This is a genomic window from Bacteroides sp. AF32-8BH, assembly GCF_003435205.1.
In the GTDB taxonomy this organism is placed as follows: domain Bacteria; phylum Bacteroidota; class Bacteroidia; order Bacteroidales; family Bacteroidaceae; genus Bacteroides; species Bacteroides ovatus.
Genome location: NZ_QVLZ01000028.1, coordinates 21,370 through 46,884 on the forward strand (window position 1 = coordinate 21,370; position 25,515 = coordinate 46,884).

Annotated in this window: 22 protein-coding genes and 1 tRNA gene; 6 read left to right on the forward strand and 17 right to left on the reverse strand. The window is 39.4% G+C overall.

Annotated elements, in window-relative coordinates:
• Positions 1–82: 82 nt before the first annotated feature.
• From DWZ47_RS19370 to tsaD, 10 genes are all read right to left on the reverse strand, one after another.
• Entirely contained in the window at positions 83–1,078 is a 996-nt protein-coding gene (locus DWZ47_RS19370) for an AAA family ATPase (RefSeq protein WP_004295977.1), read from the reverse strand.
• Between the two features lie 237 nt (positions 1,079–1,315).
• Positions 1,316–2,731: an HU family DNA-binding protein gene (locus tag DWZ47_RS19375; protein ID WP_117514316.1), complete on the reverse strand. Its 1,416-nt coding sequence runs from the start codon at positions 2,729–2,731 to the stop codon at positions 1,316–1,318.
• Between the two features lie 12 nt (positions 2,732–2,743).
• Entirely contained in the window at positions 2,744–3,016 is a 273-nt protein-coding gene (locus tag DWZ47_RS19380; RefSeq protein WP_004306073.1) for an HU family DNA-binding protein, read from the reverse strand.
• Positions 3,009–4,319, reverse strand: a complete 1,311-nt coding sequence (rimO, locus tag DWZ47_RS19385; protein WP_004306074.1) for a 30S ribosomal protein S12 methylthiotransferase RimO — start codon at positions 4,317–4,319, stop codon at positions 3,009–3,011. The genes DWZ47_RS19380 and rimO overlap by 8 nt, the downstream gene beginning before the upstream one ends.
• Entirely contained in the window at positions 4,316–5,275 is a 960-nt protein-coding gene (gene ftsY / locus DWZ47_RS19390; RefSeq protein WP_004295981.1) for a signal recognition particle-docking protein FtsY, read from the reverse strand. The genes rimO and ftsY overlap by 4 nt, the downstream gene beginning before the upstream one ends.
• Before the next feature lie 138 nt (positions 5,276–5,413).
• Complete coding sequence (locus DWZ47_RS19395; RefSeq protein WP_004295982.1) at positions 5,414–5,572, reverse strand: DUF4295 domain-containing protein; 159 nt, start codon at positions 5,570–5,572, stop codon at positions 5,414–5,416.
• A 16-nt stretch (positions 5,573–5,588) separates the two neighbouring features.
• On the reverse strand, positions 5,589–5,777 hold the full coding sequence (gene rpmG / locus DWZ47_RS19400) for a 50S ribosomal protein L33 (RefSeq protein WP_002560155.1): 189 nt from the start codon (positions 5,775–5,777) through the stop codon (positions 5,589–5,591).
• A 21-nt stretch (positions 5,778–5,798) separates the two neighbouring features.
• On the reverse strand, positions 5,799–6,059 hold the full coding sequence (gene rpmB, locus DWZ47_RS19405; protein ID WP_004295983.1) for a 50S ribosomal protein L28: 261 nt from the start codon (positions 6,057–6,059) through the stop codon (positions 5,799–5,801).
• A gap of 122 nt (positions 6,060–6,181) precedes the next feature.
• Positions 6,182–7,414: a competence/damage-inducible protein A gene (locus DWZ47_RS19410; protein ID WP_117514318.1), complete on the reverse strand. Its 1,233-nt coding sequence runs from the start codon at positions 7,412–7,414 to the stop codon at positions 6,182–6,184.
• A gap of 44 nt (positions 7,415–7,458) precedes the next feature.
• Positions 7,459–8,478: a tRNA (adenosine(37)-N6)-threonylcarbamoyltransferase complex transferase subunit TsaD gene (gene tsaD, locus DWZ47_RS19415; RefSeq protein ID WP_004306076.1), complete on the reverse strand. Its 1,020-nt coding sequence runs from the start codon at positions 8,476–8,478 to the stop codon at positions 7,459–7,461.
• A gap of 200 nt (positions 8,479–8,678) precedes the next feature.
• On the opposite strand from tsaD, the gene DWZ47_RS19420 reads away from it, so the two are divergent.
• Entirely contained in the window at positions 8,679–13,133 is a 4,455-nt protein-coding gene (locus DWZ47_RS19420; RefSeq protein WP_117514320.1) for a translocation/assembly module TamB, read from the forward strand.
• 87 nt (positions 13,134–13,220) lie between these two features.
• Here DWZ47_RS19420 and DWZ47_RS19425 read toward each other — a convergent pair whose 3' ends face one another.
• Positions 13,221–14,078, reverse strand: a complete 858-nt coding sequence (locus DWZ47_RS19425; RefSeq protein ID WP_004295987.1) for a PepSY-like domain-containing protein — start codon at positions 14,076–14,078, stop codon at positions 13,221–13,223.
• 21 nt (positions 14,079–14,099) lie between these two features.
• Positions 14,100–14,537, reverse strand: a complete 438-nt coding sequence (locus DWZ47_RS19430) for a PepSY-like domain-containing protein (protein WP_004295988.1) — start codon at positions 14,535–14,537, stop codon at positions 14,100–14,102.
• Positions 14,538–14,854: 317 nt separating this feature from the next.
• Between DWZ47_RS19430 and DWZ47_RS19435 the strand changes: the two genes are divergently transcribed.
• The 3 genes from DWZ47_RS19435 to DWZ47_RS19445 are packed head-to-tail and all read left to right on the forward strand — an operon-like array spanning position 14,855 to position 17,702.
• The gene (locus DWZ47_RS19435; RefSeq protein ID WP_117514322.1) at positions 14,855–16,006 is read left to right on the forward strand and encodes an NEW3 domain-containing protein; all 1,152 of its coding nucleotides are present in this window, start codon (positions 14,855–14,857) and stop codon (positions 16,004–16,006) included.
• Between the two features lie 3 nt (positions 16,007–16,009).
• The gene (locus tag DWZ47_RS19440) at positions 16,010–16,753 is read left to right on the forward strand and encodes an ABC transporter ATP-binding protein (RefSeq protein WP_004295990.1); all 744 of its coding nucleotides are present in this window, start codon (positions 16,010–16,012) and stop codon (positions 16,751–16,753) included.
• Complete coding sequence (locus tag DWZ47_RS19445) at positions 16,746–17,702, forward strand: ABC transporter permease (protein WP_004295992.1); 957 nt, start codon at positions 16,746–16,748, stop codon at positions 17,700–17,702. Before DWZ47_RS19440 ends, DWZ47_RS19445 begins: the two co-directional genes overlap by 8 nt.
• Before the next feature lie 129 nt (positions 17,703–17,831).
• On the opposite strand, the gene DWZ47_RS19450 is transcribed toward DWZ47_RS19445, so the two are convergent.
• The 5 genes from DWZ47_RS19450 to DWZ47_RS19470 all read right to left on the reverse strand — a co-directional run bounded on the left by DWZ47_RS19450 (position 17,832) and on the right by DWZ47_RS19470 (position 22,324).
• Positions 17,832–19,106: a sensor histidine kinase gene (locus tag DWZ47_RS19450; protein WP_004295993.1), complete on the reverse strand. Its 1,275-nt coding sequence runs from the start codon at positions 19,104–19,106 to the stop codon at positions 17,832–17,834.
• Positions 19,107–19,127: 21 nt separating this feature from the next.
• A complete protein-coding gene (locus DWZ47_RS19455) occupies positions 19,128–19,805 on the reverse strand; it encodes a response regulator transcription factor (RefSeq protein WP_004295994.1) in 678 nt (225 codons plus the stop codon).
• A gap of 214 nt (positions 19,806–20,019) precedes the next feature.
• Positions 20,020–21,513 carry a proline--tRNA ligase gene (gene proS, locus DWZ47_RS19460; protein WP_007752799.1) on the reverse strand — a complete coding sequence of 498 codons (1,494 nt, stop codon included), beginning with the start codon at positions 21,511–21,513 and terminating at the stop codon, positions 20,020–20,022.
• Between the two features lie 170 nt (positions 21,514–21,683).
• On the reverse strand, positions 21,684–22,112 hold the full coding sequence (locus DWZ47_RS19465) for a DUF2867 domain-containing protein (RefSeq protein ID WP_008647529.1): 429 nt from the start codon (positions 22,110–22,112) through the stop codon (positions 21,684–21,686).
• Positions 22,113–22,251: 139 nt separating this feature from the next.
• Positions 22,252–22,324, reverse strand: a tRNA-Gly gene (locus DWZ47_RS19470).
• Positions 22,325–23,100: 776 nt separating this feature from the next.
• Between DWZ47_RS19470 and DWZ47_RS19475 the strand changes: the two genes are divergently transcribed.
• Positions 23,101–24,513 carry a TolC family protein gene (locus DWZ47_RS19475; RefSeq protein WP_009041125.1) on the forward strand — a complete coding sequence of 471 codons (1,413 nt, stop codon included), beginning with the start codon at positions 23,101–23,103 and terminating at the stop codon, positions 24,511–24,513.
• A gap of 6 nt (positions 24,514–24,519) precedes the next feature.
• On the forward strand, positions 24,520–25,506 hold the full coding sequence (locus DWZ47_RS19480; RefSeq protein ID WP_004296000.1) for an HlyD family secretion protein: 987 nt from the start codon (positions 24,520–24,522) through the stop codon (positions 25,504–25,506).
• The last annotated feature ends 9 nt before the right edge of the window (positions 25,507–25,515 follow it).

A 25,515-nucleotide genomic window follows, 5' to 3' on the forward strand; every position in this document is an offset into this window, starting at 1 on the left:
TATACAGTAGTTAATTAGTAGGTAGTTAAGTAGTCATGCATAGATATTTATGACTACTTATTGACTGTATTATAACTACAAATTAGGGTACTTCAACCTTATTCAGAATCTTACTGATGATTTCGTCCGAAGTCATGTTGTTAGCTTCAGCTTCGTATGTCAATCCGATACGGTGACGAAGAACATCATGTGCTACAGCACGTACATCTTCCGGAATAACGTAGCCGCGACGTTTGATGAATGCATACGTACGAGCAGCTAAAGCCAGATTGATAGACGCACGAGGTGAACCTCCGAATCCGATCATATCTTTCAGTTCCTTGAGGTCATATTTTTCTGGGAAACGAGTTGCAAATACGATATCTACAATATAACGCTCGATCTTCTCATCCAGATAGACTTGACGAACAACCTTACGTGCTTCAATAATTTCATCCGCTCTTAGAATAGGTTTCACATTGAACTTCTCACCATTGATATTCTGACGAATAATCAATTTTTCTTCTTCCAACTTCGGATAATCAATGACTACTTTCAGCATGAAACGGTCAACCTGTGCTTCAGGAAGCGGATAAGTACCTTCCTGTTCGATAGGGTTCTGAGTTGCCAATACAAGGAAAGGTTCCGGTAACATGAATGTTTCTTTACCAATAGTAACCTGACGTTCTTGCATTGCTTCCAGCAAAGCACTTTGTACTTTTGCAGGAGCACGGTTAATTTCATCAGCTAATACAAAGTTTGCGAAAATAGGTCCGCGCTGCACTTTAAAAGATTCATCTTTCTGACTGTAAACCATTGTACCGATAACGTCTGCAGGCAATAAGTCCGGCGTAAACTGGATACGGCTATATTTCGCATCAATCAGAGAAGCGAGTGTCTTAATAGCCAAAGTTTTCGCCAAACCAGGCACACCTTCCAAGAGGACGTGTCCATCGGAAAGTAATCCGATAAGCAGTGATTCAACCAAATGTTTCTGACCAACAATGATTTGGTCCATACCTGTCGTAAGATTGGTAACGAAAGCACTTTGTCTTTCAATCCGCTCATTTAGCTCGCGGATATCAATTGATTCAGCCATAAATACTTAATATTTTATTATTTAAATCCCATTAATTTTATGTAAGCCTTGCCTGTGTCATAAGGCTTTTTATTTTGCCCCAAAAGTACGCCATATAATTAACGATTGCAACTAATTTTTATTAAAAAACAATGCGAAATCTTTAGATTAAGGTACTTTCATACGCTTTTGTACATCCATAACACTTCACCCGACCAATACAGGATTTGCATGGTCGGGTGAATGGATTATAACTACTTATTCTTTTGTAAGTTCTGGTATTTCAATAGTTGTGCCATACGGTACATTGTTGGGGTTCTTAATAACCTTCGGATTGTGTTTCACAATGTATGGCCACATTGCCTTTGTACCATAAAAACGCAAGGAAACCCTAGTCAAAGTTTCTCCTTCTTTGATTGTATATTTTGTCTTGGTTCCCGTAATCTTATAAGATGCTGAATCCAGATAGGCAGAAGTAGCAGGTTGTTGTGTAACCGTTTGAGGTTCTGCTTTGACAGGAATAGCTTCTTCTTTTTTGGCAACCGGTTGTGTCGTGGTAGCGACTTTGGATACATCAGGCGTTATTACCTTTGTAGTATCCTTATGTGCAATCGTATCAGAAAGCTGCGCTTCCGGTTGAACGGGTTGAGTGGTCACAGGCGGCATATCCAGTGCATTCTTGTCAGATGAAGAAGAGAATAAATCCGGATAATAAATAAAAAGAATGACACCTCCGCATAATAACAAAACGACTACAATAACAGCTATTAAATAAGGTACAGGAGATTTTTCCTTCACTGGGGCTGTCTTTTTAGAAACCGGCTGGGATACTTGTTCCGGTTGGACCGGTTTTATCGTTTCTTTTTCAGCAGGAGGCACTATAGGAGTCACAGGTTGCAGATTTGCTTTTAGAAGCTCTTGCTCTATAATCTTTTCGGCAGTGATCTCTTCTTTTTCTTCTTCTATAAATGCTGCTTGCTGCTCATTGATTATCACTTCCTCTTCCGGAACCTCTTCATCTTCCAGCTGTTCTACCTTTTCTTCGATATCAGTCTCTGTAATGGCTTCTTCGGGCTCTTTAGGAGACGTCTGTTCTGTCGATTCCTGTGCTATTGCAGATTCCTCAGTAATAGCAGGTTCTTCAATGGACTCTTCCACAAGTGGCTGACTGGCTATTTGCTCTTCCTGAATCGGCTCTTCTTCCGAAAGACCATCATCAGTACCTTCATTTTCTTCTATCACAGTAGTTTCAGAGTCATCCCCCATCTCATTCAAGACTGCCTGTGCTGACGCTTCCTCTCCTGTTTCTTCTTCCTCAGTCTCTTCTATCGGAGTATCTTCCAGAATTGTATTTTCATTCAATACAATAGTCTCAAAGTGTGCAAAAGGTTTATTTATCGTATCCCTTAGATTTGCATCCGGAGAAAATGAGACTTTTGTATGTCCTTTTATCTGGAAACGCTCGCCTGTGTTGACATTGACACTTTCCCGGCTATCTACATCAATAAGTTTGAAAGTTCCCAATCCTTTGATTTTTACAGTCTTTTCGTTCTCCAAGGCTTGTTCTATCAAGAGGAAAAACTCTTTAACAAACGCTTCGGCGTCTTTCTTGGTCATGCTATGTTTGGCTGCCAATAAGTCAGTAAGGTCTTGAATTGTTAGTCTTTCATTCATAACGGGAAATATTTATTTAAACTTATCTTTCAATGTATTGCTAGGTCTATACGATAATACCAATTTAGGTGGAACCAGCATGCGTTGTTTGCTTGCCGGGTTGATTGAAATCCGTTCCGCTTTCTTTTTCACTTCAAAAGAACCGAATCCTTGAATTGCAATCACATTACCTTCTTCCAATTCTTGTGTCATACTGGACAACAAAGAATTCATCAATTCGGAAGTATCCTTGATTGTGTATCCCAATCTTTCCGCTAGTTCGGATGTAAATTCCTTATTATTCATAGTCATTTATAATCTTTGCATATAAATCAAAATCGTCCGCATTCACCACTTCTACCTGATAAAACTGTCCGATCTTAAGTTCTCTCTCTGAACGATCAATCAATACTTCCGGATCTACTTCCGGTGAATCAAATTCTGTCCGTCCGATATAATAATCTCCTTCCAGACGATCGATGATCACTTTCATCTGTTTACCGATCTTTTCTGCACTTAACTCTGCCGAAATACCTTGCTGGATATCCATCAATTCATCAAGTCGGGCTTGTTTAACCTCTTGTGGAATAGAATCTTCGTATGTTTCTGCAGCATAAGTCCCTTCTTCTTCGGAATATGCGAAAGCACCCATTCGATCAAAACGTACTTTACGTACAAATTCTTTGAGATCCTCGAAGTCTTCCTCGGTTTCTCCGGGATGTCCTACCATTAAAGTCGTCCTCAGGTGAATGCCCGGCACTTCTCTGCGGAATTGTTCGATCAATTGGTAAGTATCCTCTTTGCTCACTTGTCGGCGCATTAACTTCAACATATTGTCACTGATGTGCTGAAGGGCAATGTCCATGTATTTACATACATTGTCACGTTCGCGCATAACCCGGAATAAATCTGTTGGGAAATGTGCTGGATAGGCATAATGCAAGCGAATCCATTCCACCCCGGGTATATCAGAAATACGCTCAATCAATTCCGGAAGCATTTGTTTCTTATACCGGTCTATGCCGTAATAAGTCAATTCCTGTGCGATCACCTGAAATTCTTTCACGCCTTGCGATACCAGGTATCGTACTTCGTCCAGAATTTCTTCCATTGGTTTGGAAATATGGTGTCCTGTAATAATAGGGATAGCACAATAAGAACATTTACGATCACATCCTTCTGAAATTTTCAGGTAAGCATAATGCTGGGGAGTTGTCAATGTCCGTTCGATATATAATTCATCGTGATAGACCTTTCCCAAGTCCTGTAAAAGCTCCTTCCAATTAAACTTCCCATAAAACTTATCTACCTGTGGTATCTCAACAGCTAATTCCTTGAGATAGCGTTCGGAAAGACAACCCATCACGAAAAGTTTCTTTAAATCCCCTTCTTCCTTTCTTTCAGCGAACTCCAGAATCATATTTATGGATTCTTCTTTGGCATCACCAATGAAACCACATGTATTGATTACCGCAATTTCTCCTTGCGGATTTTCAGTGTCATGAGTTACGCTGTATCCGACTTCCTCCAATTGGCGCATTAGCTGCTCGGAGTCAACCAGATTTTTAGAACATCCTAAAGTAATAATATCTATTGTTTTTCTTTTCATGCATTTTCTCCAAACAAGGAATCAACGAATTCATTTTTACGGAATACCTGCAGGTCTTCCATGCCTTCGCCTAGTCCGATATACTTAACAGGAATCTTGAATTGGTCGGAAATACCAATCACAACACCACCTTTAGCGGTTCCATCAAGCTTAGTGATGGCCATAGCGGTAACTTCCGTCGCCAAAGTAAATTGTTTGGCTTGCTCAAATGCATTTTGTCCGGTGGAACCGTCCAGTACCAATAAAACTTCATCCGGTGCATCAGGCACTACCTTTTTCATCACATTCTTAATTTTGGTCAACTCGTTCATTAAGCCTACCTTATTGTGCAGACGACCGGCTGTATCAATAATAACCACATCTGCGTTATTGGCAACGGCCGAACTAAGAGTGTCATAAGCCACAGATGCGGGATCTGCTCCCATTTTCTGTTTAACTACGGGAACTCCTACCCGTTCTCCCCAAATCATTAGCTGTTCCACAGCTGCAGCGCGGAAAGTGTCAGCGGCTCCCAAGTAAACGGATTTACCTGCTTTCTTGAATTGATAAGCCAGTTTACCAATGGTTGTAGTTTTACCTACCCCATTTACTCCCACAACCATAATGACATAAGGTTTTCTTGCGATGGGTACGTCGAAATCAGCTACATCACCCGAATTATTTTCAGTAAGCAGAGCTGCTATTTCGTCACGTAATATAAGATTCAGTTCCTGAGTATTTACATACTTATCTGCAGCAGCACGTTTTTCGATGCGCTTGATAATATTTAAAGTTGTTTCTACGCCGACGTCAGATGTAATCAGCACTTCTTCCAGATTATCTAATACTTCATCGTCTACTTTTGACTTGCCAGCCACAGCACGAGCTATTTTACTGAATACGCTCTCTTTGGTTTTAGATAATCCTTTATCTAAAGTTTCCTTCTTCTCCTTTGAAAAAAAACTAAAAAATCCCATATTTACACTTGTTTGTATAATACATTTGCTACAAAGATATAACAAAGGATTGGAAAAGTAAAAAAAGAAGCAATAAAAAATCCCCTCATTGTTCACCAATGAGAGGATTTTGCAGTTATAGCGTATATGCTATTTCGATTATTTTTTGAAAAAGTCTTGTACTTTTTCGTTCGGAACCATTTGTTCATCAAAAACGTATGCTCCAGTTTTCGGAGATTTTACCATTTTGATAACCTTGGTATAAGCACGACCTTCTTTAGAACCTTCGTGCAAACTTGCTACTGTTTTCTTTGCCATGGGTTATACTACTTTATTATTTAATTTCCTTGTGTACTGTTACTCTCTTCAGAATCGGGTTGTATTTTTTCAACTCAAGTCTTTCTGTAGTATTCTTTCTGTTCTTAGTTGTGATATAACGAGATGTTCCCGGCATTCCACTGTCTTTGTGTTCTGTACATTCCAGAATCACTTGTACTCTGTTACCTTTTGCTTTCTTTGCCATTGTAAGTTTTCTCCTCTACGTTTAGCCGATTACTTTAATGCTTTTCCAATCACAATAACCTTTAGCCACAGCTTCAGTCAGCGCAGCATCCAGTCCTTTTTTGTTGATAATACGCAACCCGTTAGCACAAATGCTAAGGCTGATCCAACAATCTTGTTCTACATAATAGAACTTTTTGTTAAACAAGTTCAAATCAAAGGTTCTTTTAGTTCTTCTCTTTGAGTGTGAAACATTGTTGCCAATCATGGCTTTCTTTCCGGTAATTTGACAAATCTTCGACATTTCTATCTTATTTTTATAGTTTTATATCTATACTTCTTTCAAACAGGACGCAAAGTAAGCACTTTTATCCGTATAAAACAAGAATTTCCTAAAATAATTCACTTCCAGGCACCTATTTTTCTTTATTTGAGTAAATCACGAAGCATTAATAGTGCATTATTGCCTGCTCTTTCGATATTCATGCTTCTTCCGCGGTTCGTTTCCTGTTTGTAAGTACGAATTTCGTTTTTATAACCAGCGGCTATCCAAACAGTTCCCACCGGCTTCTCGGGAGTACCCCCTCCAGGACCTGCTATCCCTGAAGTAGCAACGGCGCAATCGGTTTTTAGTGTTTTCATCGCACCTTTTACCATTTCAATCACAGTTTCTTCGCTGACAGCCCCATGTTGCTCCAATGTTTCGGAGGAAACGTGTAAAAGTCCCATTTTTACTTCATTAGAATAGGCTACTACGCTTCCGTTAAAATATTCAGAACTACCGGCAATGGAGGTCAAACGTGCGGCAATACTGCCTCCGGTACAACTTTCTGCGGTGGAAACGGTCAATTTCTTCTTTTTTAAAAGTTCACCGACTATAACTTCCAATGGCGTATCTTCTTCACCGAAAATGTCTTCACCAAGTATTTTCTCTAATTTTACCTTTTCACGTTCAAGAAGAACTTTTACTTCTTCCCTGTTTTGTCCGCGTCCTGTCAGTCTAAGACGAATAATCCCCAGCTTAGGCAAATATGCCAATTTGATACATTCTGGCAGAGCACTCTCCCACGGTTCCAGTTTTTCTGCCAATACGGATTCCGGATAGTGTTGTACAAGAAATGTTTGATGCATAATCACATCCGTTTGAAACCTCTCGTGCAGCTTAGGTAATACACTTTCTGTCATTACGGCAGTCATCTCTTGCGGAACGCCCGGCATGGAAACAAGTACCTTTCCATCTCTTTCGAACCAGCTGACAGAAGCACTTCCTACAGGATTATTTATCACTGTACAATCTTTCGGAACCATTGCCTGGCTTTTGTTGAGTGCATTCATTGGTATTTTCCCTGCCAGTACCCGTTTTACATTTTCGAATACTTCTTCGCTGAAAACCAGTTCTGTATGAAAGTATTTGCATAAAGTTTGTTTGGTGATATCGTCTTTGGTAGGTCCGAGTCCTCCGGTTACTAAAACAATATTCCCCCTTTCCATCGCATTATCAATCGCTTCCAAGATTTCCTTTTCCCGGTCACGGATTGAAACAATACGAAGAACCTCAATGCCTATTTTATTTAATTCCTGCCCCATCCAGGCTGAATTAGTGTCGACAACCTGTCCTATCAACAGTTCGTCGCCAATGGTTATTATTTCGGCAAACATACTTCTTAGTTTTTATCCTATTATATATAATAAGGTATACCCAATTATAACGTCACACGAGAATAAGCCGGAAGATCAATAGAACAAAAGTCCTTATCCAGATATTTGAAATATCCGGTAATGGCGATCATGGCTGCATTATCAGTCGTATAACTGAATTTAGGGATAAAAATGTTCCAGCCATATTTCTCGGCATGTTCCCGGAAAGCATTACGCAATCCATTGTTTGCAGAAACTCCTCCGGCCACAGCTATTTCATTAATCTTATATTCTTTGGCGGCTTTTCGTAATTTATCCATCAGAATATCCACTACAGTAGCCTCCAATGATGCTGCAAGATCTACTTTATGGTGTTCTATGAAATCAGGATCTTCCTTTAACCAGTCGCGTAATGAATATAAAAAGGAAGTTTTCAATCCGCTGAAGCTGTAATCTAAACCAGGAATATGCGGTTTGCTGAATGTAAAAGCTTTCGGATTTCCCTGACGAGCCAGTTTATCAATGATCGGTCCGCCGGGATAACCAAGTCCCATCACTTTAGAGCATTTATCAATAGCTTCACCTGCGGCATCGTCAATAGTCTGTCCAAGAATCTCCATATCATTATAGGCTTTGACCAGTATGATTTGTGAATTTCCTCCAGATACCAGCAAACAGAGAAATGGGTAAACAGGTTGTCTCTCTTCTTCTCCTTCCGCTTTAATAAAATGAGCTAAAACATGTCCGGTCAAATGATTAACATCAATCATTGGGATGTTTAAAGAACGAGCGAATCCTTTTGCAAAGGAGACTCCAACAAGCAAAGACCCCATCAATCCCGGTCCGCGAGTGAAAGCTACCGCGCTCAACTCTTCTTTGGTGACGCCGGCACGTTTTAATGCTTCATGTACTACCGGTACGATGTTTTGTTGGTGTGCCCGTGAAGCCAACTCGGGTACTACTCCACCGTATGCTTCATGTACGGCTTGACTTGATACCACATTTGACAGCAAATAACCATCCTTGATTACGGCTGCCGACGTATCGTCACAGGAGGATTCAATTCCTAAAATTATTGCACTCATAAGTATTTAAACTATTAAACGGTGCAAAAGTAATCATAAAACTACGATTCGTAACGAACTATTTTATATTTTTGTTCGCAAAATAAAAGTTATCGCATATCAGAACGCTGAAAAAGACTGTACGCTGGGTAGTAGGTATTGTACTGGGAGTATATATCGGGACTATTGTTTTGCTGAATATACCAAACATTCAGCAAGCAATGAGTGTATTTGTAGCTGAAGAACTTTCTGAAGTTTTAAATACAAAGGTAGTGATTGGTAGAATTAATATGGGTCTATTGAACCGTATTATTATTGATGATGTATTGCTTGACGATCAGAGTGGTCAGGAAATGCTCAAAGTCACACGTTTGTCTGCCAAGTTCGATATTATGCCCTTTTTTAAAGGAAAGATATCCATTAGCAGTGTCCAGCTTTTCGGATTTAATATCAATCTCCGGAAAGAGACTCCGGATTCCCCTCCTAATTTTAAGTTTGTTTTGGATGCTTTTGCTTCCAAAGATACCGTGAAGAAAGAAAACTCCCTTGATTTGCGTATTAATTCCATCCTGATTCGTCGTGGAAGGATGTCTTATCATGTGTTGTCGGAAGAAGAAACACCGGGGAAATTTAACGCTAAGCATATTCAGCTTCAAAATATCATCGCTAATATATCGCTGAAGGCATTAAGTAAGGACTCTTTGAATTTAGGGATCAAGCGATTGAGCCTTGATGAAAAAGCATCCGGCTTCTCTTTGAAAAAAATGAGTTTGAAACTGGTTGCCAATAACAAGCAGACAAACATTGATAATTTTACAATAGAATTGCCCGAAACCTCTCTCAAGCTTGATACCATTCATTTGGAGTATGATAGTTTGAAAGCTTTTGACCGTTTTACAGAACAGGTGCATTTCTCTTTCCGTACTTTGCCATCGCAAGTTACTTTAAAAGATATTTCTCCTTTTGTCCCTATCCTCTCGCATTTCAAGGAACCGGTGACGTTGGATATGGAGGTGAAGGGAACTGTGGATCAGTTGACTTGTTCGCATCTGGAGATTACAGCCGATGACCGTCAGTTCCGTCTGCGAGGAGATGTATCGCTTCAGGACTTATCGCATCCACAAGATGCGTATGTATATGGAACCCTTTCCGAACTTTCGGCCAATACGCGCGGAGTCGGTTTTTTAGTGCGTAATTTGAGTCCTAATTATAATGGAGTTCCTCCTCTTCTCGAACGTTTGGGCAACGTGAGTTTCCAGGGAGAAATTTCGGGATACTTCACGGACTTAGTTACTTATGGACAATTACAAACGAGTCTTGGAAATGTAAAGACCGACTTAAAATTGAGTTCTGATAAGACAAAAGGATTGTTTGCGTATTCCGGAGCTGTCAAAACAGAGGATTTTCAACTAGGTAAATTATTGGATAATGAGGAATTGGGAGAAATTACTTTCAATCTGGATGTACATGGCCGGCATATTGCTGACCACTTGCCTGCCGTAGAATTGAAAGGACTAATTGCTTCGATAGATTATAGCAGATATAGATATGAAAATATCACACTGGACGGAGAATACAAACAAGGCGGATTTAATGGAAAGATTGCGTTGGATGATCCTAATGGCTCTATTTATCTGAATGGAGACGTAAATGTTGCATCCAAAGTTCCTACTTTTAATTTTCTTGCAGTAGTCAATAAAGTACGCCCACATGATTTGAATCTTACGACCAAATATCCTGATGTAGAGTTCTCTTTAAAACTGAAAGCCAATTTTACAGGTGGATCAGTGGATGAGATGATTGGAGAAATCAATGTGGATAGCTTGGAATTTACAGCTCCGGATAAAGCATATTTCATGCAGAATATGAATATCCGGGCAACCAAACAAAATGGAGAAAATCAGCTTAGATTGACTTCCGAATTCCTGAAAGCAAGCATAGAGGGAAAATTCCAATATCACACATTGCCTGCCAGTATTCTGAATATTATGCGGAAATATGTGCCGTCTTTGATATTACCTCCCAAGAAGCCGATTGAAACCCATAATAACTTTTTGTTTGATATACATATATATAATACGGACATTTTATCTACGATATTTGATATACCGTTAACGGTATATACTCATTCTACGTTGAAGGGATATTTTAATGATGCTTTACAACGCTTGCGTATAGAGGGATATTTTCCCCGTCTGCAATATAAGAACAACTATATTGAGTCAGGTATGATTCTGTGCGAGAATCCGGCAGATCATATTCGTGCACGGGTTCGTCTAACTAATTTGAAAAAGAAAGGGGCAGTCAATCTATCTCTGGATGCACAAGCTAAAGATGACAATGTCAGTACGACTTTGGATTGGGGAAATAATGCTGCAGCAACATATAGCGGGAAATTAGCAGCTGTTGCCAAATTTCTACGTACAAGCGGAGAAAAGTCATTGTTGAAAGCGATGGTGGATGTGAAGCCTACTGATGTTATTTTAAATGATACTCTCTGGAAGATACATCCTTCGCAGGTGGTGGTCGATTCCGGACGAGTGGATGTGAATAATTTCTATTTTAGTCATCAGGATAGGTATGTACGTATTAACGGCCGGCTTTCCGAGAATCCTAAAGATACTGTAAAGGTTGATCTAAAGGATATAAATATGGGATATGTATTTGATATTGCAAGTATATCCGACGATGTAAATTTTGAGGGCGATGCGACAGGAACGGCTTATGCAAGCGGAGTGTTTAAAAAGCCTATCATGAATACCCGTTTATTTATAAAGAATTTCTCACTCAATCACGGTCGTTTGGGTGAACTGGATATATATGGTGAGTGGGATAATGAAAACAGAGGTATCCGGTTGGATGCATCCATTCAGGATATATCTCCTTCTCCGTCGCGTGTCACGGGTATTATTTATCCATTAAAACCCGAGAGCGGACTTGATTTAAATATTGAAGCAAATGAATTGAATCTGAAATTCCTCGAACATTATATGAAGTCTATTGCCAATGATATTAAAGGGCGAGGAACAGGAAAAGTACATTTCTATGGAAAATTTAAAGGATTGAACCTGGATGGTGCGGTTATGACAGATGCATCCATGAATTTTGATATTTTAAACACACATTTTGCGGTAAAAGATACTATTCATTTGGCTCCTACCGGATTGACATTCAATAATATACATATCTCTGATATGGAAGGGCATTCGGGGAGAATGAATGGATATTTGCATTTCCAGCATTTTAAGAACCTAAACTATCGTTTCGAGATACAGGCAAATAATATGCTTGTGATGAACACAAAAGAATCGACAGATATGCCTTTCTATGGTACGGTATATGGTACCGGGAATGTATTGCTCTCTGGAAACGCCATACAGGGGCTCGATGTAAATGTGGCCATGACTACAAATCGAAATACTACCTTTACCTATATTAATGGTAGTGTAGCATCGGCTACTAGCAATCAGTTTATCAAATTCGTGGATAAAACACCTCGTCGTACTATCCAGGATTCTGTTCAAGTAATCTCATATTACGAACAAATACAGCAAAAACGTCAGGAGGAGGAAGAGCAGAAAACAGATATCCGTTTGAATATTCTCGTGGATGCAACTCCCGATGCCACCATGCGAATCATTATGGACCCTATTGCCGGAGATTATATAAGCGGAAAAGGTACGGGAAATATCCGGACGGAATTTTATAATAAGGGCGATGTGAAAATGTTTGGTAATTACCGGATCAATCAAGGAGTATATAAATTTAGTTTGCAGGAAGTGATTCGTAAAGACTTTATTATCAAAGATGGAAGTACAATAACGTTCAATGGTGCACCTTTGGATGCTAACATGGACATACAAGCTTCATATACAGTGAACTCTGCCTCTTTGAATGATTTGATACCGGATGCTTCGGCTATTATACAACAACCCAATGTGCGTGTAAATTGTATCATGAATCTAAGTGGTATGCTGGTACGACCGACTATCAAACTGGGTATTGAGCTTCCGAATGAAAGAGATGAAATACAAACATTGGTACGTAATTATATCAGTACGGAAGAGCAAATGAATATGCAGATTCTTTATTTGCTGGGTATTGGCAAGTTCTATACGGAAGATGCCCGTAATAATAATCAGAATTCGAATGTGATGTCATCGGTGCTCTCATCTACTCTCTCCGGCCAGTTGAACAATGCACTTTCACAGGTCTTTGAAACGAATAACTGGAATATCGGTACGAATTTGAGTACGGGTGATAAGGGTTGGACAGACATGGAAGTAGAAGGTATTTTGTCGGGACAATTATTGAATAACCGTTTATTGATAAACGGAAACTTCGGTTATCGGGATAATCCGATGGCTAATACTAACTTTGTAGGAGACTTTGAAGCAGAATGGCTGATTACCCGTTCGGGAGATATTCGTTTGAAGGCTTATAATGAGACAAATGACCGTTATTACACAAAAACAAACTTGACTACACAAGGTGTAGGTATCATGTATAAAAAGGATTTCAATAAATGGAGTGATCTATATTTCTGGAATAAATGGCGGTTACGCAATAAGCGGAAACGGGAAGAAGCTGAAAAGGTGAAACCGCAACAAACGGACAGCATCACTGATAAAACTGCTAAATCGGCAGTGAAAAGAAAACGTGTACAGGAGCAGTAAAAAATAATAAACGATGACATATCCACCAGGAATTATGTCATCGTTTGTTGTTTGTGAGAATTAAGTTTCAGAATTATGCACTTTGACCTATGAAAGGACAGCACCGTTCTCGCCTATGTTTACTACTTTATCTACATCCCCCTTCTCAAGTTCAATTCGATAATATATGCTACCATCTGCTTTTTCAATATACTCCGCTTCGTCAAAACGATATTCTCCATATTGATTATTGAGAGTATTGTTTACTGCTTCTGGCAATTCATTCTGACGTATTTCCCATGAAGTAGAATACCAATTTCCAGTCTGGTTGAACAATACATCTTTTGGGATTCCATTATGAATGATATCTACCTCTGTATATCCAAAATCCCAATCATTTCTATCATCCTCAACGTCTACTTCCATGATTCTTGCATTCGGATACTTTTCATTGATGAAGTTTTTCATAGCTTCAGTCAATTGTACAGGAAGATGTTCGGTGTTATCATCATCAGTGTCTACAATGCTTTTAATCAGAGTTCCATCAGCAGAATAATACAAATCTACCTCCTGATTCTGCTTTTCGACTTCAATTACGAAAACAGTTTCAACGCCTGTCCGTTCCAGTTTGTCTATATCATCCCGCTTCCATGAGGCATATTCGCTGCTCTCAAAAGACGTTTTTACTGCTTGTGGTAATGCATTGTAAGGAATGTCCGTTTCTGTCATTTGCCATTTACCATCTTGGGTGAACCATGCAGATGCTTCATATCCGTCATAGAAATCTGCTACATAATATCCAGACTTAGTTTCCCACTTCACATTTGCAGCATTAGGGAATTTGGATGAAAATGCACTTTGAAGTTCGGCAGGAACAGCTATTGAACCATCGTCATCGTTGTCACAACTTTGCAGACTCCATGTGACGCTTAGTGCCAGTAAAAGTGTATAAATCTTTAGTTTCATCTTTGTTCAATTTAAATAGGTTTAGAAATCAATATCAATCAAATTAAATTTCAGGTCAAACTTCAGTTCCGTACGGTTGGACAGTTTTACTTCATAATCTTTCTTATCTCTCTCAATTTTTAGAATTTTAGCATCAGGGTAATTGGTCGCTACGTATTTCTGAATAGCTGCCGGAATAATTGCTGTAGGTACAGAACTATATTTGCAGTTCACTTCTTCCCAGTTACCTTTGTTGTCAAACTCTACTTTATCGCCATTCGTGAAAATCACTTCATAACTTTTATAGAAGAAATCACTTTCCATTTTGGCTAATGCTACTTTGCTGTCGGCAAAATGCTGTTTGATAAACTGCTGTGCCGGTTGTGGCATTTGAGTTACCTGGATTGGTTTGTCGTCATCTGCACGAGCTACTGTTTGCAAAGTGAAAAGACACACTAATAAGAATACTAACTTTTTCATAATCGTTGTTTTTTAATATTGGTTTTTACTATTATTATTAATTTGATAATGCAAAGATGAGAGGAGAATCTGAAAAGATTTGGGAATTTTGAGAATTTCCGAAAAAAAATCGAAAAAATATAGTGACGCTATCCGGTTAACATAGCGTCACTATATATAAAGGATACCGTCACCATCCTATAGGGATAGTGTCACTATAATTTCTTCCTGAAATTAGATTCTTTAGGATTCTTTTAAAACTACTAATAGATACATCGTTTATTTTTGCACACACAAATTTGACAATATTCATATTAAACAACCATAAGAACTTTTGTATGACTATGAGAACAAATTATTTTTTATTATTAGCTATTCTATTGGGGATTATCCCTATGAGTTACACGCACGCCAATGATTCAATACCTAAGAGCGTGATTCTGTACACACCTTACACAAAAATCTCCGTATCTCCCGGAGCGTCAATTGACTACAGTATTGATCTTATCAACAACACAGACCAGTTGACGAATGCGAATCTTTCTGTCAGCGGATTGTCCTCCAGTTGGAAACACGAGATGAAATCCGGTGGCTGGAGCCTTAGCCAACTATCGGTACTTCCCAAAGAGAAAAAGACTTTCAATTTAAAAGTCGAAGTCCCATTAAAAGTGAATAAAGGTAATTATCACTTTGTGGTATATGCCGGAAACGCCAAACTTCCATTGGATGTAGTGGTTGCTCAAAAAGGAACATACCAGACTGAATTTACTACCGACCAACCCAACATGCAGGGAAATTCCAAATCAACCTTCACTTTCAGTGCCACTTTAAAGAATCAGACTGCCGACCAGCAGCTATATGCTTTGATGGCTAATGCACCCAGAGGTTGGAATGTAGTTTTTAAACCTAACTATAAGCAAGCCACTTCTGCACAAGTGGAAGCCAACAGCACTCAAAATGTAAGTATAGATATTACTCCTCCTGCCAATGTAGAAGCCGGCAGTTACAAAATTCCGGTACGCGCCGCTACAGGTACCACTTCTGCCGAATTGGAACTGGAAGTGGTTGTTACCGGCTCTTATCAAATGGAACTGACTACTCCCCGTGGGTTATTGAGTACAGATGTCACAGCAGGTGATATAAAGAAAATAGAACTGGAAGTCAGAAATACAGGTTCTTCATTACTGAAAGATATTCAGCTGTCTGCTAATAAACCAGCTGACTGGGAAGTAACTTTCGAACCTTCAAAAATCGATGCGCTAAAAGCCGGAGAGACATCAACGGTTATGGCTACTTTGAAAGCTTCTAAAAAAGCATTGCCAGGCGACTATGTGACTACCATCATGGCAAAAACTCCTGAAGTAAATGCAGATGCGCAGTTCAGAGTTGCAGTAAAAACTCCGATGATATGGGGATGGGTAGGCGTTCTTATCATTATTGCCACCATCGGCGTGGTTTACTATCTGTTCCGTAAATATGGAAGGAGGTAAATTATGGGCGAACAAGTGATCGTACTTACCGATTTGACCAAACAATACGGTAATTTCACTGCTGTAGATCATATTCGCCTGAATATCCGGAAAGGAGAAATCTTCGGATTACTGGGACCGAATGGTGCTGGAAAATCAACTACTATCTTAATGATGTTGGGATTGACAGAGCCTACTTCGGGAACAGTTGAAATTTGTGGAATCAATTCTACTACACACCCCATTGAAGTAAAAAGGAAAATTGGGTATTTGCCAGAAGATGTAGGATTCTATGATGATATGACAGGACCGGAGAATTTGATCTATACAGCGCGATTAAATGGTATTTCTGATAAAGAGGCAAAAACCAAGGCTATGGAACTGATGAAGCGGGTAGGCCTTGAAGATCAGTTAGCCAAAAAGACAGGGAAATACTCTCGTGGTATGAGACAGCGGTTGGGATTGGCTGATGTACTTATTAAAAATCCGGAGATTATTATTCTCGATGAGCCGACTTCAGGGATTGACCCTGCAGGTGTTCAGGAATTTATCGAACTGATTCGCTGGTTGAGTAAAGAAGAAGGACTGACAGTGCTTTTCTCTTCCCATCATCTGGATCAGGTACAGAAAGTGTGCGACCGGGTAGGTTTGTTCAGTAATGGCCAATTACTTGCTTTGATCGATATGGCAGAATTAAAAGATAAGAAGCAGGAATTGTCTGATATTTATAACCATTATTTTGAGGAAGGAGGAGAAAGACATGAATAAAGTCAATCATCCTTTTTGGGTTATCGTCAACAAGGAAATTTCCGATCATGTCAAAAGTTGGCGTTTTATTATACTAATAGGTATTATAGCACTTACCTGTATGGGGTCGCTATATACAGCACTCACCAATATTAGTGAAGCCATCAAACCTAATGATCCGGACGGTTCGTTTCTTTTCTTGAAGTTGTTTACGGTTTCAGATGGGACTCTCCCCTCTTTTGTGCTGTTTATTAACTTCTTAGGTCCCCTATTGGGAATCGCTTTGGGATTTGATGCAGTCAATTCCGAACAAAATAAAGGAACATTGAGCCGTATGCTGTCCCAGCCTATTCATCGCGATTGCATTATCAATGCGAAGTTTGTGGCTGCTTTGATTGTGATAGGTATCATGTTGTTTGTATTGGGCTTTCTGGTGATGGGATGTGGGCTGATTGCTATTGGTATTCCTCCTACGGCAGAAGAGTTTTGGAGAATTGTTTTCTTCATCATTACCAGTATCTTTTATGTAGCATTCTGGTTGAATCTGGCTATTCTGTTCTCACTCCGTTTCCGTCAGGCAGCGACTTCTGCCTTAGCATCTGTGGCTGTTTGGCTGTTTTTTAGTGTATTCTATACCATGATTGTTAATTTGGTGGCAAAAGGGTTGAGTCCGTCACAGATGGCATCACCTTATCAGATTATCAGTTATCAGAAGTTTATTCTAGGGTTGATGCGTTTGGCACCGAGTGAACTGTTTAATGAAGCTACCACCACACTATTGATGCCTTCTGTCAGAAGTTTGGGGCCATTGACTATGGAACAGGTACAGGGAGCTATCCCTAGTCCGCTCCCATTGGGACAAAGTCTTTTAGTTGTATGGCCACAGTTGACCGGATTGATTGCGGCAACGGTTATTTGCTTCGCTATTTCTTATATCATGTTTATGAGGAGAGAAATACGATCCCGATAACCTGCTCACTATAAAAGACGCAGAGGACACGGAGAAACAGGTGGATGGATATACCTGACAAATTGGTTTTATGATAACCGACAGGTCGTTCACTTAAAATCCGTGTCCTCTGTGTTTTTCAGATGAATCTTATGATTGGGAAATCTCGAAGCAATGTTCATTCTGCTCGAAGTAATATTTTATATTCAGATGTTGCAAACGACAGATGGAATCGGCTATAGCTAATCCCAGCCCTGTAGATCCTTCTTTTTTGCTACCCTGATAGAAACGTTCGAAGATATGTTCCTTGTTCAGCGGATGTTCCACTCCCGAATTTCGGAAAGTAATACCGTTCTTAGTAACGGTGATTCGGATATGTCCTCCATCAATATTATGTACAAATGCATTTTTCAGGAGGTTAGTGAGCAAAGCAACAGCCAGGGATTCGTTCATTGTCACCTTGAAAACGCCTTGTTCATCTATCGTGACTTCTATGTTGCGATAATCATAAACTTCTTCGTAATCTTGCAGATATTGTTTGAGAAGTACATTGAGTTCCAATTCTTTGGTATCCGTAAACTGACCATTATCAATCTTGGAAAGCAATAATAGGGATTTGTTTAATTTAGTAATGTATTCTAAAGTCTGATGCGTTTTCATCAGTTCTTCCAGTTGTTTTTCTGATAGCGAATCATCTTCCATCAACATTTCCAATCGATTACGGCAGATAGCAAGTGGAGTTTGTATCTCGTGTGAAGCATTTCCGATAAACTGTTTTTGTTGTTCGAACATCTGCTCCGTACGTTCCACATAACGAATGGCAGCCTCATTTAATTTCCGGAATTCCGTGATTTGAGTATCGTTACTCAAAGGTTTATTTCTTTTTCCTGTTTGATAACCGTCCAGCCAGTGTAGAAGTACATAGAGCGGTCGCATATTCCGGTAAAATACCCATACGGAAATGATAATAATGCAGAATAATAAAGCTACATATAAAAATATAATCCACACCTGGATGGCATCTCTCAAATCGTCTTTTTCAATGCTGGGAGTTGATACTGTCAGCTCGTGGTATCGTCCTTCATCATCTTTAAAGATAGTAGTAAGAATACGTGCCGGCTCGGTCTCTCCTTTTTCTTCAATGTATACCATAGAGTCTTTATACTGAATATCCTCCCGGCTTTCCGCATACTCTTTGCTTACTTCCATCATATAATATTGATTGTTGGAGCCATTGGTTTTAGAAGGTAGCTCCTCTCCTGCCAATGCCCGGATAATGATGGTTTCCGAATAATCTTCCAAAGCATCATCCACTTCATCGTTGACTTCATCGATCATCGTAACATAAAAGAAGATAGCCCAGACCGTCAGTATAAGGGTCAGAGCAAGAGTAATACGAAGAATGATGTAATATATTAATTTCATGGACAATAATTTCTTTCTTTTTTATTCTACTATCATTTTATACCCAAATCCATAGACTGCTTTAATTTCAATAGTTGCACCGGAATCTTTGAGCTTTTTGCGAAGATTCTTGATTTGTGCATATATGAAGTCAAAATTATCGACCTGATCGATATGGTCTCCCCACACTGATTCGGCCAAAGTGTTTTTATTGATTAATCTCCCAGGGCGATTGATAAAATATAACAGGATATCATATTCTTTTCTATTTAGTTCCACTTCCTGCTCGTTGACAAATACACGATATTTATCCGGTTCTATCCGTACGTTGCCTTGGCGGATATCAATCTCTCCATCATGCTGATGGCGACGAATCACGCTTTTAATTCGTGCATTTAGTTCAACCAAATGAAATGGCTTTGGCAAATAATCGTCCGCTCCCAGTTCTAATCCCAAAACTTTGTCTTCCAGAGAGTCTTTCGCGGAAATAATAATCACGTTCTCCCGCTTATGGAGAGCTTTCAGTCGTTCAAGAAGATCAAGTCCGCTTCCGTCCGGTAGCATGATGTCCAATAAGATACAATCATAGTCGTAATCTTCAATTTTGCGTAGAGCAGAATTGAAGTCACTGGCTGTTTCTACAACGTAACGTTCTTTTTCAAGTGAACATTGAATCAGTTCTCTCAAAGAGGGTTCGTCTTCTACAATCAATATCTTCATAATTTTGTCTCCTTTCTTTTTTACATACTACAAAGAAAAGGGATATTTCTGAAATAAAACTGAAATGGATTGAAAAAAGAGCTTGAAATAACTATTGAATGTCTAATGAACTGTTAGGATAGGCCATAAATAATATAATATGGAAGGAAAAAAAGAAAAGGATGAAAACGATTCAATCGCTTTCATCCTTTTTATAATGATATACAATTTCTATTTAATAAGAACGTGCAAATATGACACGGCAAGCAGATGGTTTACCTGTAACCATACATTTACCCGGTTCTTTGTCGCCCGGAACAAATGAATCGAACGGAATACAACGAATAGTTGCTTTGGTTTCTTCCTTAATCTTTTCTTCTGTTTCGGTAGTTCCGTCCCAATGAGCCAGAATAAATCCGCCTTCTTCGATTTTTTCTTTAAATTCGTCATAGGTGTCTACTGTTGTAATCTTGGAGTTACGGTAGTCCAATGCTTTCTTGTAGATATTAGCTTGCATTTCTTCAAGCAAATTCTGAACGTATGTTTCAATGCCTTCACAAGTAACCGTTTCTTTTTCCAGTGTATCACGGCGCATCACTTCCATAGTGTTGTTTTCAAGATCGCGACCACCCATAACCAAACGAACAGGTACACCCTTCAATTCATAATCAGCGAATTTGAAGCCCGGGCGTTTGTTATCTGCATTATCATATTTCACAGAGATACCCAATGCTTTCAACTTAGCTACAATGCCTTCTACTTTAGCGTCAATTTGTTTCAGTTGTTCGTCATTCTTATAGATAGGAACGATTACTACCTGAATCGGAGCCAAATGTGGAGGTAATACCAATCCGTTGTCATCCGAGTGAGTCATAATCAATGCACCCATCAAACGAGTAGAAACACCCCATGAAGTAGCCCAAACATACTCCAACTTGTTTTCCTTGTTAACGAACTGAACATCGAATGCCTTTGCAAAGTTTTGTCCCAGGAAGTGGGAAGTACCACTTTGCAATGCTTTTCCGTCCTGCATCATGGCTTCTATTGTGTAAGTGTCAAGTGCACCTGCAAAACGTTCATTGGCTGATTTCACTCCCTTTACAACGGGAACAGCCATATATTTTTCTGCAAATTCACCATATACATTCAACATTCTGATTGCTTCTTCCTCTGCTTCTTCACGGGTAGCATGAGCGGTATGTCCCTCTTGCCACAGGAATTCGGCAGTACGCAGGAAAAGACGGGTACGCATTTCCCAACGGAAAACATTCGCCCATTGGTTGCAGAGAATAGGCAGGTCACGGTATGACTGAATCCAGTTCTTATAAGTATTCCAGATGATTGTTTCTGATGTCGGACGGATAATCAATTCCTCTTCCAATTTAGCTGCAGGATCTACTACAACTCCTGAACCGTCTTCCGCATTCTTCAAACGATAATGTGTTACTACGGCACACTCTTTCGCAAACCCTTCTACGTGTTCTGCTTCGCGGCTTAAGAATGATTTCGGGATTAATAGCGGGAAGTATGCATTTACGTGTCCTGTTTCCTTGAACATGTCGTCCAATTGACGTTGCATTTTCTCCCAGATAGCGTATCCGTAAGGCTTAATCACCATACATCCGCGCACAGCAGACTGTTCTGCCAAATCAGCTTTTACCACCAAATCGTTATACCACTGTGAGTAGTTTTCACTACGTTTGGTAAGGTCTTTCAGTTCTTTTGCCATTATATTTTTCTATTTAAAGTTTTCTTGAGTGTTAAAACAGGGTGCAAAAATACGAAAAATGCATGAACTGCCCTATTCTTCATGCATTAATTTTCTAAAGTCATGTACTTCTATATTACATATCTCATTTTTCATATTCGTTATATAGTTGCATCCGCGACTGTGCTTGTTCAGCATAGCGCTTTTTTGAGAACTAAAGGCACTATGATCCGATGAAAAGGTTTTACACAAAAGAAATAAGCCTTTCCTACCCAATTATGGTATTTTACTAATGTGGTAACCTCAATCATTTGTTTTCCTGTTTCCAATGGCGTAATGAAAATATCGACATAAAACAATAAATGTTTATCGTCTTTTCTCATAATTGCTTCTTGCTTGTCTTCCTCTATAATAAGTTCTTCACTTTCAATAGCTTTAGTTTCTATACCGAAAGGTTTGACTAAACAGGCCCTTATTGCATACAACATTCGGAGCCAAGCGGGGTTATGAGCAAAGACTTTTAAAATAATATCTTTAGGAGACAAACGATTTTCTGTAACTTCTATGGAAAAACTGTCACTGTAATCTACGGGGAGATATTTCTCTATTTTCTTAGCCATATTGGTTATTCAATTAGGGTTATTCTACAATATGTTCAGTTTAGGTTTCGTCCGATAATAGATAAAACCATAGAAAAGGGGGCTTGAAAAATAAAAAATCAGGCAGTTTTTTTTAAGATAACCACCTGATTTTCAAAAGAGCGGTAAACGAGGCTCGAACTCGCGACCCCCAGCTTGGGAAGCTAGTGCTCTACCAACTGAGCTATTACCGCATATTTACTGCATTTCTCGACTCAAAAGCCTTATGAAATGGTGATGCAAAGGTAAACATAATTTTTATATCTCAAATAAAATCGCAGAAATTTTAATGCAAGAAAAAAGAGAAATTAAAGCCTCTTCAATTCTTTTGTTTTGATGAAAAACAACCGGATATGAAAAAACGCATATTAGTAGCCCGTATAATTAAAAATATACAGATTGGCGATAGTCGCTATAGAAAAAATTCCAGGATTTCCGGTTAATAAGATTCAGATATAAACTATTTTAGTGAATAATCTATCACTAGGTTCTAAATAGAGAATGAATATTGAATATGTGAGAACAAAGTTGCTTATATTATTTCAAATTGACAGATTTAGTTTCTAGCAAAATAAATAAGATTTAGAGACAAACTGGTACTTTATGGGCTGTTTGGTAGCTTTCTTTTAAAGGGAGAACACGCTTCTCACCGACCAACGGTTGGTTCCATTTAAAGGAACAGAGCTTTTCCTTTAAAGAAACAACTCCAATATGCATTTATATTTTGTATAATCAAGTAGTTTATATCCATTAATAACACGCTTATTGCATATACTTGCATTATTTTATGCATCATTTTTTCTATCTGATAGAAATGATACAAACGTGATTCAAAGAGAAGATGAAAAATAGAACATCTTATAAAAAAGCGTTGAAACCTTCTTTTGTTGTATTGCTATATTCTTTCTGATGAACAAACCTCTCTTTTCATCTGTTAGAATATCTCAAATTCAGATATAACCTAACCAGTATGAAAAAAAATAAGCGACTTTGTATACTATTGACTTTGTATTTTTCCATCGGTCAGATAGATGCACAGATACCATTAAGTTTCGAAGAATCACTGCATCTGTTGAATCAAGGAAATCAGAGTCTGAAAATAGCGGATAAGAGTATTGAGATTGCGAAGGCTGAACGTGATAAGTTGAATGCTTTTTGGTATCCCAGTCTTCAGTCTACAGGTGCGTTTGTACACATGTCGGAGAAGATCGAAGTTAAACAGCCTTTATCGCAGTTTACCGATCCGGCTAAAGACTTTGTACATTCCATTATTCCGGATGACCAGATCATTTCGTCTATACTGGATCAAATTGGGGCAAATACCCTTATATTTCCTTTGACTCCAAGAAATTTGACAACTGTTGATTTATCAGCCGAGTGGGTACTCTTTTCCGGTGGTAAGCGTTTTCATGCCACCAACATCGGAAGAACGATGGTTGATCTGGCACGGGAAAGTCGGGCACAGGTATCGGCCAATCAGCAAAGTTTATTGGTTGAAAGCTATTACGGGCTTCGACTGGCACAACAAATTGTGACGGTTCGTGAAGAAACCTACAACGGATTGAAGAAACATTATGAAAATGCCTTGAAGTTAGAGGCAGCAGGAATGATTGACAAAGCAGGAAGGCTTTTTGCCCAGGTAAATATGGATGAAGCCAAACGTGCATTGGAAGCTGCGCGAAAAGAAGAAACAGTAGTGCAAAGTGCCTTAAAGGTTTTGCTGAATAAAAAGGATGCAGATGCCAATATCATTCCTACCTCTCCCCTTTTTATGAATGATTCATTGCCACCTAAAATGCTATTTGATCTTTCAGTAAACAGTGGGAACTATACACTCAACCAATTACAGCTGCAGCAGCATATTGCCAAACAAGAAGTGCGGATTGCTCAAAGCGGCTATTTGCCGAATATAGCCCTTTTTGGAAAACAGACCTTGTATTCGCATGGTATTCAGAGTAATTTATTACCGCGTACCATGGTAGGCATTGGTTTTACATGGAACCTCTTTGACGGACTGGATCGTGAAAAAAGAGTGCGGCAATCGAAATTAACGGAACAAACTCTGGCTTTAGGGCAGATGAAAGCCCGTGATGATCTGGCTGTTGGGGTAGATAAGCTTTATACGCAGCTGGAAAAGGCACAGGATAATGTAAAAGCTTTAAATGCAACGATTGCCTTAAGTGAAGAATTGGTACGCATCCGAAAGAAATCATTTACAGAAGGGATGGCAACTTCTACCGAAGTTATTGATGCTGAAACCATGCTTGCCAGTGTAAAAGTGGCTCGCCTGGCAGCATATTATGAATATGATGTGGCACTAATGAATCTACTCTCGCTTTGTGGCACACCGGAACAATTTGCAAACTATCAACCTAAACCGTAACAAACAATGAAACCAACTAGTAAAACCCTATCATGGGCTTTTGTCATCATTCTTCTGGCTGTCGGTATTTTCACCGGCTTGGGAGTTATATTAATGCATAAACAGCCGCTGGTCTTGCAAGGACAAGCTGAAGCAACAGAAATCCGTATCAGTGGGAAACTTCCCGGCCGTATCGACACTTTCTTCGTTCAGGAGGGAGACTGGGTACACCGGGGAGATACTCTTGTCGTCATTAATAGCCCTGAAGTACATGCCAAGTATCAACAAGTGAATGCCTTGGAACAGGTGGCAGTACAACAGAACAAGAAAATAGATGCCGGAACCCGTCGTCAGATCGTGGCTACTGCACTGCAATTATGGAATAAAACGAAGAGCGATCTTACTCTCGCCCAGACAACTTACAACCGTATTCTTACTTTATATAAGGACAGTGTCATTACTTCTCAAAGAAAGGATGAAGTAGAAGCTATGTATAAAGCGGCTGTAGCAGCCGAACGTGCTGCCTATGAACAGTATCAGATGGCTGTAGATGGTGCACAAAAAGAAGATAAAGCGTCTGCTGCCAGCATGGTGGATGCTGCTCGAAGCACAGTGGATGAAGTCTCGGCTTTGCTGGTCGATGCTCGGTTGACCGCTCCGGAAAACGGTCAGATAGCAACAATCTTCCCTAAACGTGGAGAGTTGGTTGCACCGGGAACTCCCATTATGAATTTGGTGGTGATGGATGATATACATGTTGTTCTTAACGTGCGGGAAGATCTGATGCCGCAATTTAAAATGGACGAAACATTTGTTGCGGATGTGCCCGCTATCGGTAAAAAAAATATTGAATTCAAAATCTATTATATTAGTCCGCTAGGCAGTTTTGCTACCTGGAAATCAACCAAGCAAACCGGAAGTTATGACTTACGTACCTTTGAGATTCATGCCCGTCCAACCCAAAAGGTGGATGACTTGCGTCCCGGCATGTCCGTGTTATTGACTTTAGATTAATCGACATCA

What these genes read in the sequence shown, in the direction of transcription:
- DWZ47_RS19370 (WP_004295977.1), bottom strand. Translation starts at nt 1,078, where the DNA reads ATGGCTGAATCAATTGATATCCGCGAGCTAAATGAGCGGATTGAAAGA.
- DWZ47_RS19375 (WP_117514316.1), bottom strand. Translation starts at nt 2,731, where the DNA reads ATGAATGAAAGACTAACAATTCAAGACCTTACTGACTTATTGGCAGCC.
- DWZ47_RS19380 (WP_004306073.1), bottom strand. Translation starts at nt 3,016, where the DNA reads ATGAATAATAAGGAATTTACATCCGAACTAGCGGAAAGATTGGGATAC.
- rimO (WP_004306074.1), bottom strand. Translation starts at nt 4,319, where the DNA reads ATGAAAAGAAAAACAATAGATATTATTACTTTAGGATGTTCTAAAAAT.
- ftsY (WP_004295981.1), bottom strand. Translation starts at nt 5,275, where the DNA reads ATGGGATTTTTTAGTTTTTTTTCAAAGGAGAAGAAGGAAACTTTAGAT.
- DWZ47_RS19395 (WP_004295982.1), bottom strand. Translation starts at nt 5,572, where the DNA reads ATGGCAAAGAAAACAGTAGCAAGTTTGCACGAAGGTTCTAAAGAAGGT.
- rpmG (WP_002560155.1), bottom strand. Translation starts at nt 5,777, where the DNA reads ATGGCAAAGAAAGCAAAAGGTAACAGAGTACAAGTGATTCTGGAATGT.
- rpmB (WP_004295983.1), bottom strand. Translation starts at nt 6,059, where the DNA reads ATGTCGAAGATTTGTCAAATTACCGGAAAGAAAGCCATGATTGGCAAC.
- DWZ47_RS19410 (WP_117514318.1), bottom strand. Translation starts at nt 7,414, where the DNA reads ATGTTTGCCGAAATAATAACCATTGGCGACGAACTGTTGATAGGACAG.
- tsaD (WP_004306076.1), bottom strand. Translation starts at nt 8,478, where the DNA reads ATGAGTGCAATAATTTTAGGAATTGAATCCTCCTGTGACGATACGTCG.
- DWZ47_RS19420 (WP_117514320.1), top strand. Translation starts at nt 8,679, where the DNA reads ATGAGTGTATTTGTAGCTGAAGAACTTTCTGAAGTTTTAAATACAAAG.
- DWZ47_RS19425 (WP_004295987.1), bottom strand. Translation starts at nt 14,078, where the DNA reads ATGAAACTAAAGATTTATACACTTTTACTGGCACTAAGCGTCACATGG.
- DWZ47_RS19430 (WP_004295988.1), bottom strand. Translation starts at nt 14,537, where the DNA reads ATGAAAAAGTTAGTATTCTTATTAGTGTGTCTTTTCACTTTGCAAACA.
- DWZ47_RS19435 (WP_117514322.1), top strand. Translation starts at nt 14,855, where the DNA reads ATGACTATGAGAACAAATTATTTTTTATTATTAGCTATTCTATTGGGG.
- DWZ47_RS19440 (WP_004295990.1), top strand. Translation starts at nt 16,010, where the DNA reads ATGGGCGAACAAGTGATCGTACTTACCGATTTGACCAAACAATACGGT.
- DWZ47_RS19445 (WP_004295992.1), top strand. Translation starts at nt 16,746, where the DNA reads ATGAATAAAGTCAATCATCCTTTTTGGGTTATCGTCAACAAGGAAATT.
- DWZ47_RS19450 (WP_004295993.1), bottom strand. Translation starts at nt 19,106, where the DNA reads ATGAAATTAATATATTACATCATTCTTCGTATTACTCTTGCTCTGACC.
- DWZ47_RS19455 (WP_004295994.1), bottom strand. Translation starts at nt 19,805, where the DNA reads ATGAAGATATTGATTGTAGAAGACGAACCCTCTTTGAGAGAACTGATT.
- proS (WP_007752799.1), bottom strand. Translation starts at nt 21,513, where the DNA reads ATGGCAAAAGAACTGAAAGACCTTACCAAACGTAGTGAAAACTACTCA.
- DWZ47_RS19465 (WP_008647529.1), bottom strand. Translation starts at nt 22,112, where the DNA reads ATGGCTAAGAAAATAGAGAAATATCTCCCCGTAGATTACAGTGACAGT.
- DWZ47_RS19475 (WP_009041125.1), top strand. Translation starts at nt 23,101, where the DNA reads ATGAAAAAAAATAAGCGACTTTGTATACTATTGACTTTGTATTTTTCC.
- DWZ47_RS19480 (WP_004296000.1), top strand. Translation starts at nt 24,520, where the DNA reads ATGAAACCAACTAGTAAAACCCTATCATGGGCTTTTGTCATCATTCTT.